The 16,398-nt window shown below is 38.5% G+C and carries 14 protein-coding genes; 8 read left to right on the top strand and 6 right to left on the bottom strand.

Going from position 1 to position 16,398, the window contains the following annotated elements; all coding sequences use genetic code 11:
* Positions 1–111 precede the first annotated feature (111 nt).
* A complete protein-coding gene (locus ACY2A0_RS05350; protein ID WP_461788524.1) occupies positions 112–642 on the top strand; it encodes a DUF4251 domain-containing protein in 531 nt (176 codons plus the stop codon).
* Between the two features lies 1 nt (position 643).
* Here the strand turns inward: ACY2A0_RS05350 and ACY2A0_RS05345 are convergent, their stop codons facing one another.
* Positions 644–1,297 carry a polysaccharide deacetylase family protein gene (locus ACY2A0_RS05345; RefSeq protein WP_461788523.1) on the bottom strand — a complete coding sequence of 218 codons (654 nt, stop codon included), beginning with the start codon at positions 1,295–1,297 and terminating at the stop codon, positions 644–646.
* Between the two features lie 113 nt (positions 1,298–1,410).
* Here ACY2A0_RS05345 and ACY2A0_RS05340 point away from each other — a divergent pair, with 113 nt between their 5' ends.
* The 4 genes from ACY2A0_RS05340 to ACY2A0_RS05325 all read left to right on the top strand — a co-directional run bounded on the left by ACY2A0_RS05340 (position 1,411) and on the right by ACY2A0_RS05325 (position 5,794).
* Positions 1,411–2,838: a TolC family protein gene (locus ACY2A0_RS05340; protein WP_461788522.1), complete on the top strand. Its 1,428-nt coding sequence runs from the start codon at positions 1,411–1,413 to the stop codon at positions 2,836–2,838.
* Between the two features lie 30 nt (positions 2,839–2,868).
* Entirely contained in the window at positions 2,869–4,221 is a 1,353-nt protein-coding gene (locus tag ACY2A0_RS05335) for an efflux RND transporter periplasmic adaptor subunit (RefSeq protein ID WP_461788521.1), read from the top strand.
* A gap of 121 nt (positions 4,222–4,342) precedes the next feature.
* Complete coding sequence (locus tag ACY2A0_RS05330) at positions 4,343–5,341, top strand: NAD(P)H-dependent glycerol-3-phosphate dehydrogenase (RefSeq protein ID WP_461788520.1); 999 nt, start codon at positions 4,343–4,345, stop codon at positions 5,339–5,341.
* Positions 5,342–5,458: 117 nt separating this feature from the next.
* Positions 5,459–5,794 carry a hypothetical protein gene (locus tag ACY2A0_RS05325; protein WP_461788519.1) on the top strand — a complete coding sequence of 112 codons (336 nt, stop codon included), beginning with the start codon at positions 5,459–5,461 and terminating at the stop codon, positions 5,792–5,794.
* A gap of 119 nt (positions 5,795–5,913) precedes the next feature.
* Here ACY2A0_RS05325 and ACY2A0_RS05320 read toward each other — a convergent pair whose 3' ends face one another.
* The 3 genes from ACY2A0_RS05320 to ACY2A0_RS05310 all read right to left on the bottom strand — a co-directional run bounded on the left by ACY2A0_RS05320 (position 5,914) and on the right by ACY2A0_RS05310 (position 10,182).
* Positions 5,914–7,866, bottom strand: a complete 1,953-nt coding sequence (locus tag ACY2A0_RS05320) for a DEAD/DEAH box helicase (protein ID WP_461788518.1) — start codon at positions 7,864–7,866, stop codon at positions 5,914–5,916.
* A gap of 499 nt (positions 7,867–8,365) precedes the next feature.
* Entirely contained in the window at positions 8,366–9,655 is a 1,290-nt protein-coding gene (locus tag ACY2A0_RS05315; RefSeq protein WP_461788517.1) for a T9SS type A sorting domain-containing protein, read from the bottom strand.
* 83 nt (positions 9,656–9,738) lie between these two features.
* The gene (locus ACY2A0_RS05310; RefSeq protein WP_461788516.1) at positions 9,739–10,182 is read right to left on the bottom strand and encodes a DUF4293 family protein; all 444 of its coding nucleotides are present in this window, start codon (positions 10,180–10,182) and stop codon (positions 9,739–9,741) included.
* A 116-nt stretch (positions 10,183–10,298) separates the two neighbouring features.
* Here ACY2A0_RS05310 and truA point away from each other — a divergent pair, with 116 nt between their 5' ends.
* Entirely contained in the window at positions 10,299–11,069 is a 771-nt protein-coding gene (gene truA, locus ACY2A0_RS05305; protein WP_461788515.1) for a tRNA pseudouridine(38-40) synthase TruA, read from the top strand.
* Between the two features lie 154 nt (positions 11,070–11,223).
* Complete coding sequence (locus ACY2A0_RS05300) at positions 11,224–13,002, top strand: ABC transporter ATP-binding protein (RefSeq protein WP_461788514.1); 1,779 nt, start codon at positions 11,224–11,226, stop codon at positions 13,000–13,002.
* Positions 13,003–13,318: 316 nt separating this feature from the next.
* On the opposite strand, the gene ACY2A0_RS05295 is transcribed toward ACY2A0_RS05300, so the two are convergent.
* On the bottom strand, positions 13,319–13,750 hold the full coding sequence (locus ACY2A0_RS05295; protein WP_461788513.1) for a hypothetical protein: 432 nt from the start codon (positions 13,748–13,750) through the stop codon (positions 13,319–13,321).
* A gap of 143 nt (positions 13,751–13,893) precedes the next feature.
* Here ACY2A0_RS05295 and dctA point away from each other — a divergent pair, with 143 nt between their 5' ends.
* Positions 13,894–15,162 carry a C4-dicarboxylate transporter DctA gene (dctA, locus tag ACY2A0_RS05290; RefSeq protein ID WP_461788512.1) on the top strand — a complete coding sequence of 423 codons (1,269 nt, stop codon included), beginning with the start codon at positions 13,894–13,896 and terminating at the stop codon, positions 15,160–15,162.
* 78 nt (positions 15,163–15,240) lie between these two features.
* Here dctA and ACY2A0_RS05285 read toward each other — a convergent pair whose 3' ends face one another.
* Positions 15,241–15,942: a 4'-phosphopantetheinyl transferase family protein gene (locus ACY2A0_RS05285; protein ID WP_461788511.1), complete on the bottom strand. Its 702-nt coding sequence runs from the start codon at positions 15,940–15,942 to the stop codon at positions 15,241–15,243.
* Between the last annotated feature and the right edge of the window lie 456 nt (positions 15,943–16,398).

Raw genomic sequence — 16,398 nt, 5'->3', positions numbered from 1 at the left:
GAAAAAGACTTTGGCAAGCTCAGCATTACACTGATTTTCAGGAATCCAAGAAACATTTATGGATTTCGACCGTTTTACACATCATAGCTACAAATAAATTTAAAATTTCAAATGATGAATCAATTTAAAATATTGTACGCTTTTGCAGCGGTTGTTTTCACTTCTATTAGCGCTAATGCACAAACTGATAAAGCTACTACGGCAAAAATTGTGGAAGCTAAATCATACACCTTCGTTGCAAGAACCGCAACACCTTTAAACGTTCAAGATATCAGTTCGGTCTTGGGGCGTATGCCTGGCGCCATGCAAGGTGGTTCTATAAATTTAAATGAATCTTATTATGAGGTTAGGGTTACGCCGGATAGCGTAGTGGCGTTTTTGCCATATTACGGCAGGTCGTTTTCTGCGCCTATCAACCAAACCGAAGGCGGAGTAAAATTTAATTCAAAAAAATTTACTTACACTAGCAAAAAAGGCAAAAAACGTGGCTGGGATATTTTAGTTCAAACTAACGATGCTAAAGAATATTATCGTTTGGCATTTAACATCAGCGACGAAGGTTATGCCTCCTTGTCTTTAAACAGTAACAATAAGCAGTCTATCACTTACCAAGGCTATTTAAAGGAAAACGAAGCGAAATAGGTTAAAGCACTTCAAATTTGAAACCTTTGTCTTTCAAAAAAGCAATGGTTTTAGGAAGTGCATATTCCAACCTGTCCCAAGCTTTTACGCTATCGTGAAATACGATGATTGAGCCATTGCGGATGTTTCTAATCACGTTTTGATAGCATTGTTCTCCTGAAATGCCAGTATCAAAATCGCCGCTCAGAACGTCCCACATTACAATTTGTAGTTCGCTATTCTCAGGTCTTACTTTGCTGTTTGCCATCAGTTGCCAACTTTTAGCTAATTCTCGGATCTGACTTTTCTTGATTCTGCCGTATGGCGGCCTAAATAAATTGGTTTTGGTTAATTCCTGGCATTTCCAAAAATTAGCAATGTAAGTTTCATCATTGGTAGCCCATCCTTTCAGGTGGTTAAACGTATGATTGCCTATTGCGTGACCTTCTTCTTTTACACGTTTAAAAATTTCTGGATGTTTTTGTATGTTATCACCAATACAAAAAAAGGTAGCCTTAATTTGAAAGTTTTTTAGGGTATTTAAAACGAATTCTGTAACATTAGGGATGGGACCGTCGTCAAAGGTCAAGTAAATAATTTTTTCGGTGCTAGCTTTATTCCATAGCAATTTGGGATAAATCCATTTGAGAAAAAAAGGTGGCCTAACAGTGTACATTTGGTAAAAGTAACATTTGTAAGGCGATTTGAAGAATTGATATTGCGCCAGTAATAACGGCCAAAACAAACTATTGGTTACTTAAAGTGCCAAATAAAACCTATAAAAAGTAAATGAGGAAACTGTTATTGAAAAGCTTAAGTTGTGGTTTACTGTTAGCTTTGGCGCAGGTTGCCACCGCCCAAGAAGTGCTTACGCTACAGCAAGCCATTGATAGAACTTTGCAAAACAATTTGCAGGTAAAGCAAGCACAGCTTAGTGTGGCATTAAGCGATGAAAATTATTCGCAATCCAAATATGCATTATTACCAAACGTTAATGCTAGTGCAAGCGGAAATAGAAATTTTGGGCGTAGTATTGACCCCTCAACCAATCAGTACATTAGTCAACAATTTAACTCCGCCAGCGGAAACTTATCAGCGAGTGTAGATTTGTTTGCTGGTCGGCAAAAAATTAATCAAATTAAGCAAAATAAACTGCTCCTAGATGCTGATAAAGCTAGCGTAGAGAAAGTTAAGAATGATTTGATTTTGCAGGTGGTGACATCTTACATGCAAATTTTGTTTAGTAAAGATTTATTGAAAGCTGCGCAAGGACAGTTGGAGGTTGCTAAGCAGCAGCTTAACCAACAACAGCAATTGCTAGATGTAGGAAACAAAACATTGGCTGATGTATCGCAAGCGAAATCGCAGGTAGCTAATTCCGAGTTAGAAGTAACCAATGCTAAAAACAACTTGGCAATCGCTTATTTAACTTTAAACCAGTTGATGGAGATGCCTGCAAATAATCAGTTCGAAATTCAGGTTCCTGTGGTTGATCCGAAGATGTTGCCAAAAAATGATGCAAGCCCTGAAGAAGTGGTAAATACAGCGATGAGAATTTTCCCAGATATCAAGTTGGCTGGATTAAGATCGCAGGCTGCGCAAAAAGGAGTAGACGTGGCTAGAGGAACTTATTACCCAAGGTTGAGTTTTGGTGGCGGTATGGGAACCAATTATTCAAGTGGTAGACAAAGTGTGGTAGCCGTTGTGCCAAACGGATTTAGGGAAATTGGTAGAACAGAAACGGGAAATGACAGAGTGCTTGTTCCTGATTTTATTACCACGCTAGCTAATCAAAGATTCGGATCGCAAATTCAAGATAACTTCAATCAGTTTATCGGTATAAACCTGTCTATTCCTATTTTTAACGGATTTACAGCTAGATCTAACGTACGCCGAGCTAAAATCAACTACCAGAATACGCAAGTACAAGAACAGCTTTCTGTGATAAACCTAAATAAAGTAATTTACCAGGCAGTAGCCGATTTAAGAGCAGCAGAAAGTAAATTCGAATCGACCAGTAATGCATTTGCAGCGCAAAAAGATGCCTTTTATGTAATTGAGCAGCGCTATAATGTTGGCTTGGCTAACTCTGTAGAATATAGTACCGCTTTAACAAATAAAAACAGAGCTGAAATAGACATGATTCAAGCCAAGTACGATTTGTTGTTCAAATCAAAAGTGATTGATTATTATTTAGGGAAGCAAATAGCATTTTAAACATCGCCAAACAGGCATATTAAATATATTATGAAGTTAAAACACATTTTAATAGGCGTAGGAGTAATTTTAGGATTGCTCGTTATCTTAACACTTGCTGGGGTAATAGGTAAAGAAAAGCCCATACAGGTAACCGTAGAAAAAGTAGGCGAAAAAACAGTAACCGAAACCGTTACCGCCAGTGGTAAAATTCAACCTGAAACTGAGGTAAAACTAAGCTCTGAAGTATCAGGTGAGGTAACTGAACTTTTGGTGAAAGAAGGTGACATGGTTAAAAAAGGACAGTTGCTATGTAAAGTACGTCCAGATATTTTGCAATCGGGTTATGAGCGTGCAGTAGCGTCTTACAATTCGCAAAAAGCAAGTGTAGCGGCATCACAGCAGTCTTTAGTACAGTCACAAGCTAATTTTGTTAATGCTGAAGCCACCTACAAAAGAAATGTAGAGCTTTATAACAAAAAGGTAATTTCAGCGGCTGAGTTTGATAATGCGAAAGCAGCTTATTTAACTGCTAAATCAACCCTTCAAAGCGCTAAAGAAAATGTCACCGGAGCTAAATTTGGTTTAGAGCAATCAGCAGCTAATGTGAAAGAGGCGGGCGCAAATTTGGCAAGAACAACCATTTACGCTCCTGTGGATGGTGTAGTTTCAAAGCTTTCTATTGAATTGGGCGACCGTATTTTGGGTACTTCACAAATGGCTGGAACCGAAATTATGCGAATCTCTAACTTGAGCAATATGGAGGTAAATGTTGATGTAAATGAAAACGACATCAACCGTGTAAGCTTAGGCGATAGCGCTACTGTGGAAGTTGACGCTTTTGCTGGGAAAAAATTCAGGGGTGTAGTCACCGAAATTGCTAGCTCTGCCACAAACGTGGGTACTGCGGCTACCGCTTCTGTAGATCAGGTTACCAATTTTTCGGTAAAGGTGAGGCTATTGTCTCAGTCTTACAGCAGTGTTAAAGGTGGCGCAAAGGATTTGCCATCACCTTTTCGTCCGGGTCTTTCGGCTACTGTAGATATCGAAAGTGAAACAGTTAAAGGATTATCTGTTCCTATTCAAGCGGTTTTTACAGAAAATAAATCTGATAGTGATAAGAATGGCGAGGCTCCAGATACAGAAAAGCAAAAGAACAAACTGAGTGATAAAAAAATCAAGCAGTATATCTATCTTTTTGATGCAAAGGCATCTACTGTTAAAAAAGCGGAGATTACTACTGGAATACAGAATGATCAGTATATTATAGTTAAAACAGGTTTAAAAGCTGGTCAACAGATAGTAAATGGTCCGTATACTGCAATACAGAGTAAGTTGAAAGATGGCGTTAAGGTAGAGCAAACCACTAAGGATAAATTGTTTAACGCTACAAACAAAAAGTAGCCGCCACAAGTCATAATATTTAATTATTTTTGCAAAGGTTTAAAGAGATGCGATCATGTATTTCTTTAAACCTTTTGTTTTTACTCGGTTAAGAACATAGCTAGCTTAAAATAAAAATAATATGAGTGCAAAGGTAGCCATGATTGGCGGTGGAAGTTGGGCAACTGCTATCATAAAAATGCTTTCTGATAACGAAACAGAAAAAGAAGTTTTTTGGTGGATGCGTAATGAGGATGCTATCAATCATATCAGGAATTATAAACATAATCCAAGTTACTTAAGTGCGGTTGAAATTAAGCTGAAGCCAGAGAATGTATCTTCAGATATTGCTCAAATTATTGCAGCGGCAGACTTTGTTGTGCTTAACGTTCCAGCTGCTTTTTTGCGAGATAGTTTAAAAGATATCACTCCAGCTCAACTAAAAGGAAAAAAAGTAGTATCAGCAATTAAGGGAATTGTGCCCGAAGATAATTTAATTATTGGCGAGTTCCTGCACCATAAATATGAGCTTCCTTATGAGGATATTTTGGTGATTAGTGGGCCATGCCATGCTGAGGAGGTGGCTTTGGAAAAGCTGTCCTATCTAACTATAGCTTGTACCGAGGTAAATAACGCCAATTACTTTTCGCAATTACTACGCACTAGATACATCAAAACCAATATTTCTGATGATATTTTTGGAACCGAATACGCCGCTGTGCTGAAAAATATTTACGCGGTTGCAAGCGGTATTTGTCATGGCGTTGGTTACGGTGACAATTTTCAAGCAGTACTTATTTCAAATGCAATTAGAGAAATTAAAAGCTTTGTAGACGTGGTACATCCAATAGAGCGAGACATCAATGAATCTGCCTACTTAGGAGATTTAATGGTGACTGCTTATTCGCAATTTAGTAGAAACCGTACTTTTGGTAACATGATTGGAAAAGGGTATACGGTTACATCCGCACAGCTAGAAATGAACATGATTGCTGAAGGTTATTACGCGGCTAATTCTATGCACCGCATCAATGAAAAATACGGAGTGGATATGCCAATTTGCGAAGCTGTTTATCAAATTTTATATGAAAGAAAATCGCCTCATTCAGAAATGAAAATGTTAACGGAGAAATTGAGTTAACGACTATAAGGTTTCGCTAAAATCTATTAGGCATTTAAAACATTGTGTTTTCTTTTAAATAGCTCTTAAAACCAAAGCTGTTTTTTATTTGTTCTCTATTCACTAAATTTTAAAGCAATGAAAAAGAGATATTTATTAGGTTTAGCTGCTATGTTTGCGGCTACCTTATTTACAACAAATGTTAATGCGCAAGAAAAGAAAACCGAAGTTGGTAAGGCGCTCCAAAAAACAGGTAACGCTGTAGAAAAAGGCGCAACTGCGGTAGGTAATAAAACGGCAGAAGTAGCTGTAAAAGGTGGTGCTAAAGTAGTTGATCAAACTTACAAAGGTAAAATGGCGCCAGATGGTTCTAACGTTTATATTGATGGCAAAAACCGCAAGTATTACATCAATAAAAAAGGGGCTAAAATTTATTTGAAAGCTAGCCAAATCAGAACTAGGCCAGTTCAGTAGATCACAGTTTTCAATTGGCAGTCTCTATTTAGGCGCATAAAACTGTAAACTGAAATAAAACAAAAAGTCCCGTTAATTTAACGGGACTTTTTGTTTTTATACTGAAAACTGTGAACTGACTAAGATCTGCGTCTTCTATCGCTACCGCCGTTTCCGCCTTCGCGTCTGCCACTACCGCCGCTTCTTTCTTCACGACTGCGTCCAGAAAAATCTCTGAAACCACCTTCGCTACTTCCGCCTGAACGTTCACCACGATCTCTTCTTCCGCTGCCAGAACGCTCTCCACGCTCTCCACGTTCTCCGCCTCTTCCACCGCCGTAACCGCCACCGCGACGTTCGCCGCCACCGTAACCGCCTCTACGCTCTCCGCCAAATCCACCACGACCTCCACGGTCACCACCGCGACTGCTACTGCGAGGGGCATCACCGCTCATTTCAATTCTAACCTCACGACCGTTGTATTGTACGTCCTTGAAGTTGGCTAGAAGAGATTCTGCTGTGTCGCTTTCTACTTCAACAAAAGAGAAAACACCTTTTAAGTCGATTTTTCCAACCGCTTTACCGCTAATACGGCCGTGGTTACAAACAAAGCTTAATAAATCACCTCTTGTAAAATCATCAACTGATCCTACGTTGATAAACAAACGAGCATAACCAGCTTCAGCACCTCTACCTCTATCGCCACGCTCTCCGCGTTCTCTACTGCCACGCTCACCTCTTTCACCACGCTCACGCTCATCAGCGCTAATGTTTAAATCAGGGGCATTTTGGTAATATTCTAAGAAACGGTTAAACTCCAAAGAAGCGAATTTTTTGATGATTTCCTCTTTGCTCAAATCAGCAAACTCATCATTGATACGAGAAATGTACTGGCCAATTTGCTCTTCATTCACATCTACATTGTGTACACGGTGAATTAAACCGAACAATTGTTTTTCACAAACATCAAAACCTGTAGGCAATTCAGCTTTAGTGAATTTTTTGCCAATAATTTTTTCAATCTGACGAATTTTGCCAACCTCTTTTGAGTTGATGATACAAATAGAAGTACCAGTTTTACCAGCTCTAGCCGTACGACCGCTTCTGTGTGTATAACTCTCAATCTCATCAGGTAAAGCAAAATTAATTACGTGTGTAACGTCATTAACGTCAATACCACGAGCTGCAACGTCAGTAGCAATAAGCAACTGCATGCTTCTCTCGCGGAAACGTTTCATTACCTTATCACGTTGTTGCTGCGAAAGATCACCATGTAAAGCATCGGCATTGTAACCGTCTTTAATCAAGTGCTCAGCAACATCCTGCGTATCCATTTTCGTTTTACAGAAAACTACCCCAAAAATATCTGGGTTGTAATCTACAATACGTTTCAAGGCAGCATATTTATCACGGGCACGTACAACGTAGTACTCGTGTTCAATGTTAGCATTACCTGTGTTTTTGGTACCCATGGTTAACTCTGTAGGGTTTTCCATGTAATTTTTAGCTATGCGGCGCACCTCAGGTGGCATCGTAGCCGAAAATAACCAAGTTTTCTTTTCGTCTGGTGTGGTAGAAAGAATGTCGTTGATGTCTTCTTGGAAGCCCATGTTCAACATTTCATCTGCCTCGTCTAACACTACATATTTAACATTAGAGAAATCAATGGCTTTACGACCAATGATATCTAACATACGGCCGGGCGTGGCCACTACTACTTGTACGCCATTGCGTATTTCGCGTAGTTGTTGCATAATGTTTGCGCCACCGTAAACGGCTACAACGCTAGCATTAGGCTTGTTTTTGGAGAAATTCCTGATGTCGTTTGCAATTTGCAAACAAAGCTCACGTGTAGGACACAAAATTAGTGCCTGTGGCTTATTGCTCTTAAAGTCGATTAATTCTAACAACGGCAAACCAAATGCGGCTGTTTTTCCTGTTCCTGTTTGGGCCAAACCAACAAAGTCGTTACTACCCTCTAACAGTACAGGAATGGCTTGCTCCTGAATAGGCGTAGGATTTTCGAATCCTAGCTCTTTAACGGCATTAACAACGTCATCACTTATCCCCAATTTACTAAATGGGTTTATCATTATAACATTTTTAAATTAAGGCGCAAAGGTACGTTTAATAATTGGTATTTCTTGCACAAATTGGCAAATAGTTTTTTGCTTAATAAATTGTAAATAAGAAAGTTAGCTCGGTCTTGTTTTGGTAGATGTGGGTGTGACGTAGTTAGGAGCGCATTTTTAGTGCTTTCTACCGCTGAAAGTCCCGCTTTCACTTTAAGTTTTTTGTGAAGGTTATTAGCAATACTTCGTAAGTTTTTTAAAACTCACGAAGTATGAAATTGCGATTGTGCAGCAAAAAAGCTTTCCGTTTAATCGGGGCTATTTAACGCAGGAAAGCAGCCTGTTTTAAAGTTTTTTGGTTCAGCGGGAATAATTGCAAGTACCTAATATTTCAGTTGGGCGTTACGAACGTTAAACAGGGAAGCGAAATCTACAACAAAAAAAACAAGGCCAGTTTGAACAACAAACTGGCCTTGACTTTAAGGACTTGCAAAGTTTTAAAACTTTGCAAGTCCCAATATTACTGAATAAATTTCTGCGTTAAAGTTTCTGTTGCCGTAGTTAAAGACGCAATATGTAGTCCATTAGTGCCATTAAATGGAACCGAAACATTTGAATAACCTTTGCTCAAGTTCAATTCCTGTTCAGCCAATTTGCGGCCGTTTAAATCGTAAATCTTGAACGTTGCTTTGCTATCGTTAGCTGCGTAAACCGTTAGCTTAACTGTTCCATTTTGTTTGTTGGCGGCAACTTTGAAGTTATTGGTAGCAACATTTGATTTTACCGCATCAACGTCCGAGAAGGAATATTGTCCATCGAAATCAACCTGTTTTAATTTGTAATAGTTTACGCCAGGAAGTGGATCTTTATCCGTGTAGGCATAACTGCGGTTTTCGGTGCTAGTTCCAGCGCCTTTAACTTCATCTATTTTATTGAAAGTTTTGCCGTCTGCCGAGCGAAGTATTTCAAAATGTGAATTATTTGTTTCAGCTGCGGTATTCCAGGTCAAGTCTACCTGTTGAAGGTTGGCTTTTGCTTTAAAGGAGTGTAGAGCAACTGGAAGTACAGTAGTTTGATCATTTATTACAAAGTTATCAAAGCTAATCGTTGCGTTTTCAGATCCTGTGTCATATCTAAAGAAGAACTGTTCCACTGCTAGATTTGCTGATTGTACGCCTCTGGCAGCCAATATAGGCGTTCCGGTAGGTGTGCCTATGTCATCTACATATAAATCCCATGTGTCATTAGCAAGTGTTTTAGCATCTCCGTTTGGAGCTGAATAGTTCAAAGTGCTTCCGGTATTATTGATTACCCATGTAATTACTTTTGGGGTGTTATAGTAAGGCGTCGCTCCAGTTGGAGCATTCGGACCAGAAATATTATATCCTTGCGCTACATCAAATCCAATAACTAATCTGCTGTGGGTTGTTGAAGAAAGCGTGGGAGCCGCCGAGGTATTTGCGAATCCAGTACCGACATAAAGTTGTGCTTGTGTTGTGTTTGTAGCTGCAATATTAGCAACGTTTAACGTGAAACTAATTTTTAATGCAGTAGGCGGGCCTGGGAATGATGCGTTTCTGCTAAAGTGAGCTGTACCCGCCCCGGTTTTAGTGAAGGTCAATGCTCCGTTAGTAATGCTGGCAATGTTATTTGTTCCGCTTCCTATAGCCGTAAATTTGTTTATTTCTCCTGCAGCGTTAACATAATCAGCCACTATAGAAGTACCGCTAAAGTTTTGCGTGAAGATTTGCCCGTATCCAACAGTAGCAAGTCCACTAATTAGTAAAAAAAAGAGTAAAAGTTTTTTCATATACACTAAGTTAGTTTTAATAATGGCTAAAGGTACGTAAAAATCTACTTTACAGCGCTTTCTGTAACAGTTTTAATGGGATTTTAACGTAGTCTATCTGCTGATCGAATTAACTTCTCGTCATTTTTTACTCCTTTTAGTGCTAAAAGAAGTAGGATAATAGCTACTGGAATTACAAAGACTCCTTCTTCAATGTCGAGTGTTTTTAATCCTGTAACAGATTTACCTAGCAAAAACATCCACAATCCTAAACCAATCAATAATAAAATGTTGATCCAGATTAATCGCATCTGCAATTTTCTATTCCTGAAGTTGAAAATGTTGGCTACGCTAATCAAAGCTGCTGCAACCGTACTAATAAGTAATGGATAATTGGTGCCAGTGTCTAGGGCTTCGTTTTTTAACCCAGCGCCGTTCAAGGTAAAATATCCTTCAGCACCTGCTAATCCAATTATTGGAATAAATAATAACGATACTGCTGCTAAAGCTGCAAGTAAAAGCCAAATAGATTGTATTCTTTGAATCATATCCTGCGAAAATACGTTTAATTGTTTAATTGTTGAACTGTTTGATTGTGGTAAAGTTAAAAGTTATGTAGCTGTATACTGAAAACTTATGGCCTAAAACTTTATTTTTGCACCTATTGGAAACGAAAAGATACTTTGTAGAATTAAGTTACGACGGAACCACCTTTCACGGTTGGCAAATTCAGCCAAATGCCATGTCTGTACAAGAGTGCTTAGACAAAGCTTTGAGTACTTATTTTAGGCAGCAAGTTGCCTCGTTAGGTTGTGGGCGCACCGATACAGGGGTACATGCTACGCAGTTTTTTGCTCATATTGACTTGGTAGGCGTGAGTGAACGACAACTGCTGAACGCTACAACTGGAGTAAACGCCCTACTTCCGTACAGCATTGCGGTTCACAGAATATTTGAGGTAGCTGCCAATGCACATGCCCGTTTTGACGCTACTGCAAGAGCCTATCATTATTATCTGCATTTTCATAAAAATCCTTTTAAAATCAATAGATCATGGTTATACAAAGGAAAGTTGAATGTTGAGCAAATGAACAACGCTGCCGAGCTACTGTTGGGTCAAAAGGACTTTTCATGTTTCAGCAAATCCAATACGCAAACATTTACGAACAACTGTAACATCAGCTATGCTAAATTTGAACAACAGGCTGATGGCTTGGTATTCACTATCAAGGCTGATCGGTTTTTACGCAATATGGTACGTGCGATCATGGGCACTTTAGTGATGGTTGGCGAAGGCGTGATTGATGCGCAGCAGTTAAACAAGATTATTGAAAGTAAAAACAGAAGTAATGCTGGACAATCCGTGCCTGCTTGCGGACTTTTTTTGGTTTCTGTAGTTTATCCGTATGTTGAAAATGAATTATTGATTGAATGAGAGAATGTTGGAGTAAGATTTATGCGCTTAACAAGATTTAATCATTCAACATTGACTCATTAAAAATTAAAACAGAGCATGAGAAAATAACAAATGAGGTTTGCATTAGCAATATTCAATCATTTAAAAATTTACTTATTTAAAATTAGAATAGATGGCTGTAACTGGCGACGCGTTTAATTTCAGTTTATTAAAAAGAGTAATGGCTTACGTAAGGCCTTATCGCGGCGTTTTTTTATGGTCGGTAGCGCTTACGCTTTTATTAGCTGCTATAGCTCCAGCTCGACCGTTATTGGTAGGCTATACGCTTGATCAGCATATTTTGAAAGGGAAGTATAATGGCTTGCTTAACATGACAATTTTGATGTTAGCATTGCTCGTTCTTCAAACCGTTTTTCAGTACGCCCATACGTTACTTACTAACAAACTCGGACAATCGGCAATTAAAGATTTGCGGATCAACGTCTTTAATCACATCACCAAATTGCGATTGAAGTTTTTCGATAAAACTCCAATTGGTCAGTTAATTACGAGGACCGTTTCTGATTTGGAAACCATTGCAGATATCTTTTCTGAAGGATTAATTGCCATGATTGGCGATTTATTACAAGTAATTGTGATCATGGGAATTATGTTTTACTTGGATTGGAAATTAACGTTGATTGTGCTATTGCCCATGCCACTTCTCATTATGGCTACGAGGATTTTCCAGAAGGCTATTAAGGTGGCTTTTCAAGAAGTTAGATCGGAGGTGGCTAACTTAAATACTTTTCTTCAGGAACACATAAGTGGAATTTCTATTATTCAGTACTTCGCTAGAGAAGAACAGGAGTATAAAAAATTTAAAAATATCAACTTACGCTATCGAGATGCCAATATCCGTTCTAACTGGTATTATTCGATTTTCTTTCCCGTAGTTGAGCTAATTTCTGCAATGTCTTTAGGACTGCTAATTTGGTATGGTGCAAAATCGGTGCTTGAGAACCCAAAAATTGAACCAGGGATCATTACCTCGTTTATAATGTTTATCAACATGCTTTTTAGGCCAATTAGGGAGCTTGCAGATAAATTTAATACGTTACAAATGGGTATGGTTGGTGCAGAGCGTGTTTTTAAGGTATTGGATACGCAAGAAATCACCGCCAATACTGGGAATTTTAAGCCAGCAAAAGTAAGAGGTGATATTTCGTTTGAAAATGTGTGGTTTAGCTACGATCAAGATGACGAGCTGGATCCAAAATATGTACTTAAAGATATCTCTTTTGAAGTAAAATCTGGCCAAACAGTGGCGTTAGTTGGTGCTACTGGTGCCGGAAAATCTACTACCATAAATATTCTTAATCGTTTTTACGAGATTCAAAAAGGTAATATTAGCGTGGATGGTGTAGCTATTAAGGATTATGACCTAAACTTCCTTCGTCAGCAGATTGCTACGGTATTGCAGGATGTATTTCTCTTTTCGGATACTATTTATAACAATATTACGCTCAATAATCCAGATATCACTTTTGAGCAAGTGGTTGATGCAGCAAAGCAAGTTGGCGCTCATGAATTCATAGAACGTTTACCTGGCGGCTATCACTATAACGTAATGGAGCGTGGTGCAACACTTTCCGCTGGTCAGGCGCAGCTTATATCGTTTATTAGAGCTTTAGTTTATCAGCCTGCGGTTTTAGTATTAGACGAAGCCACTTCGTCTGTGGATACTGAAACAGAATTACTCATTCAAAATGCCATTGACAAGCTAATGCAGGGGCGTACGTCTATCGTTATTGCGCACCGTTTATCTACAATACAAAAAGCCGATATGATTATTGTGCTAGAAAAGGGCGAGATTAAGGAAAAGGGAACCCATCAACAATTACTGAAACTTGATGGATATTACAAAAAGCTGTATGATTTACAGTTCTCTTCGGTAGGGATTGCGAAATAACTTGAGTTCGGGTTAAGGACTTTTACAACTCTTGAAAAATTTACTTTAAAGGTGTTCTTTTAGCTCGCCGCCACTGGGCTCTTACTTTTTGACCGCAAAAAGTAACAAAAACTCTCGGCTGCTTATTTATTCAGCGTAATTTTATTTTCAATTGTTTTCATGCTTGCTTCGCAGGTTTCTTTCAAAGAAAATGCTTTGGCTTATTGGTGCAACCCGAAAAACAAGAGACCGAAAATTAGCTGAACGAAGATTTGAAGCGCTATCGCTAGCAAATAGCATAATTCTCTTATCCGTAACTCACGTTAAATAACAAGTTCTACTTCCTGAAAATCTGCTCAATTTTATAGTTTGTAGTTACACCATTTACGGTTTCATTACGCTGATGCACCAATTTAAACGAAGAGTTTCTTAAGTATTCAATATGCCAAGTGCTATCTGGCTTGGTAGAAAAGGTAATATTTTCGCCAGCTTGATCGACAGCGAAGTTCACCGTATCTGTTCCTCTAATGTATTTTGAATTGATGTTGAAAATGGCAGTGTCAATAGCCAGATCAATCGTCTCTTTAGCTAAGGTATCTTTACCGTTAAGTTCAAGTTTAACGTATGATTGTATGGGCCATCTGGTAAAAGATGTTCCGGTAAGGTAACGCTCCACGAAAATTTTGCTGTCTACTGGTACTTTTTCACAAGCATAGCAAATTACGGCAATACCAATTAAAACAGCCGGAAGAAATCTTAATCTGCGCATTTTCGATTTTTTTAACAAATATACAAAACAAAACAACCTTATGCTTTTTTAGCTAAACCTTATCTTTTTTTACCTGTTGCATCATTGTGTTGGGCAGTTACTAAAATAGTTTATATATTTCCATCTTCAATCCAAACCTTAAAATGAAGAAATTATTATCAAACTTAACTTTTCAGGTACTTTTTGCTATTGCATTAGGTGTTTTGGTAGGAGTGCAGTTTCCAGGATTTTCGCCAAACGCCGAACTCATTAGCAAAAGTTTTATCAACCTGATCAGCATGTTGATCGCACCAATTATATTCTTTACTATAGTTTTAGGTATAGCTCATATGGGCGATATGAAAAAGGTTGGCGTTGTTGGCGGCAAAGCATTACTGTACTTTGAGCTGGTAACTACATTGGCAATTGTAATTGGTTTATTTGTGGCTAATGTCATTAAGCCGGGAGTTGGAGTTAATGTGCCAGAAGGTGACGTTTCAAAAATAGATGCCTACGCAAAGCAGGCCGGTACTATAAATTGGCTGGAGTTTATCGCACATATCTTCCCGAAGAATATTTTTGATGCTTTTGCAAAAGGTGAAATCTTGCAAATTTTGGTGTTTGCCATTTTATTTGGTTATGGATTAAGTAAGACTGGTAAAACAGGCGAATCGCTGCTAGTTACTTTTGATAAAATTGCCAAAGTGCTTTTCAACATGATGAAAGTGATCATGCGTTTAGCTCCCTTAGGCGCTTTTGGTGGTATGGCCTTTAGCGTAGGGAAATTTGGGCTGCACACTTTACTGCCAATGGCTAAATTAATGGGTGCAGTTTATCTCACTTGTTTTCTTTTCATTTTTGTGGTGCTCAATGCTATTTGTAGATATTACAAGTTTAGTTTGTGGAAGTATCTCAAATATATTCGTCAGGAAATTTTAATTGTTTTGGGAACCTCCTCTTCCGAGTCGGTTTTGCCAAGCATGATGAAAAAAATGGAGGATATCGGTTGCGACAAATCGGTAGTTGGTTTGGTAATTCCTACTGGTTATTCATTTAATCTGGACGGCACTTCAATTTATTTGGCAATGGCCGTGATATTTTTAACACAGGTATTTGGGATTGATTTGAGCATAGGCGAGCAGGTTTCGATTATGCTGGTTTTAATGGTAACTAGTAAAGGTGCCGCTGGTGTAACTGGAAGCGGGTTTATTGTGTTGGCCAGTACGTTAACCGCACTTAAAATTATGCCAGTAGAACATATTGCCATATTATTAGGTGTAGATCGGTTTATGAGCGAAGCCAGGGCCATTACCAATATGATAGGAAATGGAATAGCCGCCATTGTTATTGCTAAAAGTGAAAAAGCTTTTGATGAAGATAAATACCAGAAAGCAACAAGCGCCGTAGCAATTGAAAATGCTGAGGAAATATAAGGCAAGCCAAAGGAGTAAAGTACAATGATTATTCAATTTTATTCATGTCCAAACAACCAATAGACTAAACAACCAGAACTAAATCCAATTCCAGAAAAGTAGTTCTTTTTGTTCGAGTGTGGTTGCGATGCTAGCTACATAGTTTTCCTCAATCATAAAGGTGCGCATTTTGAACACTTTTTTATGATATTCTAAATGCTCGTCAAGGCATTCGATTAAGTGTAGGTTGTCGCTTACGCCCTCGCCACTGGCTTTTAGTAATGCCTCTTTACGTGTCCACATCACGTAGAAGTTAGTAGGATCAATGTCTTTATCGCCAATGTAGTCTATCTCTTTCTTGGAAAAAGTGATGTCTAAAATAGATTTGAAATCGAAGTCTCTATTTAGATGTTCAATATCAATTCCTAATGGAGTAGGACCGATAGCAATTAATACATAGTCGCCTGTATGGCTAATGTTAAACTCGATACCGTTTGCAGTTGGCTTCTTATATTCGTGAAATATAAAGTTAACTTCGTTTGGAGGCACTTGAAGGCATAATCCGAGTATTGTTCTCAAGCAAAACTTACTGACAATGTAACGTTCTTTATCTTTTTGGATAAACATCCGTCCAGCTTTTTCAAGCTCGCGATCTGAAAGCACTTCCTCTACCGCTCGCTTTACTTTTGGAAAATGATGGTCTACAGAGATGCGAAAGATATGCGTTTTATCTGTAGCTAACGTTTGTCCGGCGGTATATGACTTCCATGCAAAATCGTAGCTTAACAGTGTGTCTATCATTTGAAGCTGGTTTTGGTTTAGTACGCTCAGCCGAGCCTGCGGGTAAATATCGGTAAATTTATTTTCCCTCAAAATTTATTTATAAGTAATGGCTTACAGCGATATCAAGTACTTGCGTTATGGATTTAACATTTGAATATGCTTTTATTTAAGGCAGAGGGAAAGAAGCTTTGCAAAGAGCACAAAGGCTTTTTGATAATTAGGATTTAGTTGGCTTTGCGTTCTCTTTATCCTTTGCGGTTGTTTTTCAACGCAAAGGAAAAGAAGCTTTGCTAAGATCGCTAAGGCTCTTTGATGATTAGACTTCCATTACATGGCTTTGCGTTCTCTTTATCTTTGCGGTTTATTTTTAACGCAAAGGGAAAGAAGCTTTGCCAAGAGCGCTAAAGTATTTCCACAAACTTAACTTGCCAGAAGCGGATGGTGACCCAAGAAATATAAATTTCATATTTTCAA

The organism is Pedobacter sp., from assembly GCF_965249885.1.
Classification (GTDB): Bacteria; Bacteroidota; Bacteroidia; order Sphingobacteriales; family Sphingobacteriaceae; genus Pedobacter.
This window is presented reverse-complemented; position numbering and strand designations above follow the sequence as displayed.

Bases quoted from the DNA above. Each gene is read 5' to 3' on its own strand.
- dctA (WP_461788512.1), top strand. From the start codon at position 13,894: ATGAAGAAATTATTATCAAACTTAACTTTTCAGGTACTTTTTGCTATT.
- ACY2A0_RS05325 (WP_461788519.1), top strand. From the start codon at position 5,459: ATGAAAAAGAGATATTTATTAGGTTTAGCTGCTATGTTTGCGGCTACC.
- ACY2A0_RS05320 (WP_461788518.1), bottom strand. From the start codon at position 7,866: ATGATAAACCCATTTAGTAAATTGGGGATAAGTGATGACGTTGTTAAT.
- ACY2A0_RS05310 (WP_461788516.1), bottom strand. From the start codon at position 10,182: ATGATTCAAAGAATACAATCTATTTGGCTTTTACTTGCAGCTTTAGCA.
- ACY2A0_RS05335 (WP_461788521.1), top strand. From the start codon at position 2,869: ATGAAGTTAAAACACATTTTAATAGGCGTAGGAGTAATTTTAGGATTG.
- ACY2A0_RS05350 (WP_461788524.1), top strand. From the start codon at position 112: ATGATGAATCAATTTAAAATATTGTACGCTTTTGCAGCGGTTGTTTTC.
- ACY2A0_RS05285 (WP_461788511.1), bottom strand. From the start codon at position 15,942: ATGATAGACACACTGTTAAGCTACGATTTTGCATGGAAGTCATATACC.
- ACY2A0_RS05345 (WP_461788523.1), bottom strand. From the start codon at position 1,297: ATGTACACTGTTAGGCCACCTTTTTTTCTCAAATGGATTTATCCCAAA.
- ACY2A0_RS05330 (WP_461788520.1), top strand. From the start codon at position 4,343: ATGAGTGCAAAGGTAGCCATGATTGGCGGTGGAAGTTGGGCAACTGCT.
- ACY2A0_RS05340 (WP_461788522.1), top strand. From the start codon at position 1,411: ATGAGGAAACTGTTATTGAAAAGCTTAAGTTGTGGTTTACTGTTAGCT.
- ACY2A0_RS05300 (WP_461788514.1), top strand. From the start codon at position 11,224: ATGGCTGTAACTGGCGACGCGTTTAATTTCAGTTTATTAAAAAGAGTA.
- ACY2A0_RS05295 (WP_461788513.1), bottom strand. From the start codon at position 13,750: ATGCGCAGATTAAGATTTCTTCCGGCTGTTTTAATTGGTATTGCCGTA.
- ACY2A0_RS05315 (WP_461788517.1), bottom strand. From the start codon at position 9,655: ATGAAAAAACTTTTACTCTTTTTTTTACTAATTAGTGGACTTGCTACT.